Annotated in this window: 2 protein-coding genes; both read right to left on the bottom strand. The window is 36.6% G+C overall.

All coding sequences use genetic code 11. The features are described from left to right. Positions 1–209 precede the first annotated feature (209 nt). The gene (locus M0R16_13380; GenBank protein MCK9613863.1) at positions 210–1802 is read right to left on the bottom strand and encodes a TROVE domain-containing protein; all 1593 of its coding nucleotides are present in this window, start codon (positions 1800–1802) and stop codon (positions 210–212) included. Between the two features lie 269 nt (positions 1803–2071). Next, positions 2072–3021, bottom strand: a 950-nt coding sequence (locus M0R16_13385) for a hypothetical protein (GenBank protein MCK9613864.1), incomplete at its 5' end; no start/stop codon positions are given.

Raw genomic sequence — 3021 nt, forward strand, 5'->3', positions numbered from 1 at the left:
CATAGTCACAGTGGAATGGACACGACAAGAGATTCATCTTGTCGAGCACTGCCGAGCATTCCGACCTCTCAAAGTGTCCGCCTTGACCGGATTACGCTGACCCGGGCAGAATCACTCTACTACCAAAACCAGCATTGTGGGATTGAAGTTATGAATTGTGTCAGCTCTTTTCAATAAAGAAGTAACAATTCATTTAAATTCCCAAAACATTACAACTCAATTTTATTAATTACATCAATAGCGTCTTCAGCGTCTGTTTCCCAAATTTTAACAATATCAAGGATCTTGTCGCTCCATCCCGCAATTGTTAAGACTGATGCGTCTGACTGTGCAAATTGACTTGTCCCATAACCATTCAAATCAACTGAGATTAATTTTACATCTGGATTAATAAACTTTTTATATTTCTCAAATGAGCTCCTGAGTGTTGCATTGTCAAATGAACTGAAATATGCGTGGCTTGAGTAACACTGCATGTCGGAAAGCACAATGATTCTGTCAACATTAATCCCTTTTTCTATTAAATTGTCTATTGCATTATGAGCATTGGTGCTTCCGCCAACATCGACTGAACATATTTTTTCTGCGTTAGATAATACGGAGTCTCTTTTTGAAACTGGCACCGTTTTGTAATTCGTTCCAAAAACGCCAACCATAACATCATCAAACGAAACATTCATGGCCGCTGCCATAATTGCTGCTATTTCTCTATATAAGACATTACCTTTTGCGCTAATTAGGTTGTCCATAGATCCAGACGCATCAACAAAAATTGCAGTTAGTCCGCTAAATTTAGGCATATTCCCTGCTGAAATATCAAGGGCTTCTTTTATCGCGTCTAAAACATTGTTTGGGGCAATAACTTGAAAAGAATTCCAATAACTTGATTTTGTAAACGTCTTGCCACCAAGTTCTTTATACGCAGACCAAAATCTAAATGGGAATTGTTTGCTCTTTAATATAGCTTCTTTATTAGTTAGAAGATTTAAGTGTGGGGTCATATCTACCCCAGACTGAATTAAGTTTCTTAGATTTCGCAACGTTGCCATATACGGAAGTTTTGCAGATTCCCATATTTCTTTTTTATTTCCGAACTTAGATATCATAAATTCCCAAGTTGCATTTGCATCACGCGACAAAACAATTAACTCTTCATCTACATTATTTTTCTTCTTCATTTTTTCGTAAGCAGAAAGTTTCGGTAAGAGTTCCATATCAACATTATCTGCCCCGGTTATATAACCAAATAATGCCCTTTGTTTATCATTTACCGGCTTGGGACGCACAAGGTTAAGAATATCGACCATTTTCATTCCGCCGCGATTCTGATATTTCATAACATCATATTCAGATAAAGAGTTCATTTTGTTTTTCATTGCAGTGCGAAGACAATTTGGGATGCCTTTGTATCGTGTCTTTTGATAAGCAAGACATTCTGCAACCTCGTCCGCGCGAGAAATAACTCTTTTCCCTGCGCTAACCACATAATCCTTTGGCTGCCCGTAAAGGTCTTTTCTGTTCGCAATCTCCACCAAAAGGACCTGAGGAACCGTTCTGAGATTTAGCCGTTCCCTGGCGTAGACCGCAAGCTTCGCGGCAAAAGAAGGGTCTACCTTCCCTACAAGCTCGATAATTGCTCTTTCTGTTTCTCCATACTCCCCGTAAAACGGGGTGCCATCATGCCATAAACAAGACGCAACACGAGTATATAGCTCCATCTCCGGCTTCATTTTATATGCTTTTGCGCCCTCATAGTTCTTTGTTATTGTAGTCTTTTTGGTTTTCTTATTCAGCTTTGCCATTATCCTATCCCCTTTTAGCAAGCGAAGTTACTCCACCTATATATATACCTATAAAACAGAAAAACTAACAACTTTTTTTGAAAAAAAAACAGAGTCATAAATATTTAGTAAAACTCTAATTGCAATAATAATTAAACCAGCATATAAATATATATGAAAATATTGTTCTGGTCTTTTTATAATAGAGAAAGTAAAATAATCTGTCATGTATAGAATTGATAAAAATGTAGAATACATTATTATTTCGGCAATCATTTTTTTATATTTTTTCAAAAGTTTTTGTTCCCAGCCAGTTTTAATATTCTTGTAATATGATGTGCAGGCTCTCTGACAATAAATCTATGTTGTTTCTCTCCTGGGCCTATGAATCGATTTGGATATAAAACCTCTGTATGTTTTGTATATGTATTTGAAACAACTTTTACTTTGCTAATTTTATCTGGATCCAGAGATAAAGGAACACCATTGCAGAAGTGAAGCAACATTGTTTTTGGAATATCAATGCCTAAGAATTTTAAGTCTTCATAAAGAGCCCAATGCTGGGTTGTTTCAATATATCCCATTAGACAACCAGTAATTAATGATTGATCCTCTCTTAATAGACTAATATAAAAAAAATCATAATTTTTGCAAGCATATCTTATCTGAGCAAGACCGTCTTTACCCCCGATTGTAATCAAATTGTTGTTAAAATAGAGACTCGGTTTGGGCAATACAAATCCGATAGGACCAGCAATCTTTTTAATTTCTTGATATGTCATTTTTGTTGATAATTTGGTATTCCCGTAACCTTCGTCGCCCTCAATCCGCAGCAATAGTTCATGTTTATTTGCGGAACTACTTAAATTCGCCTCTGCATAAGCAGAAAAATTCTCTTCTAATGGTACTACTGTAATCTTATCAATTCTTTTAAATTTGTAGGTTGCCCCACTCAATCCTTTAATATCTATATATTTCCCGCCGTAAGGCAGGTTTCGGCGGCTTGGTTGGTGTTTATTAAAATATCTGGCAGAAGATCCCACACTCCATCCCATGCCTTTTGCGGTAACATATTGATCGCAATTTATTGAATCCAATGGGCAATAATATCTAAATTCTTTTGAGCATCTTGGACAATGGCCGCTAGTGACATTATCCATCTTTGATGTAACCACACAACTATTGTTCGATTTAATTTCACCAATCCACGCAGAATTTGCTTCGCGGACAATCAGAAGCT

Source organism: Bacteroidales bacterium, assembly GCA_023228145.1.
Classification (GTDB): Bacteria; Bacteroidota; Bacteroidia; order Bacteroidales; family CAIWKO01; genus CAIWKO01.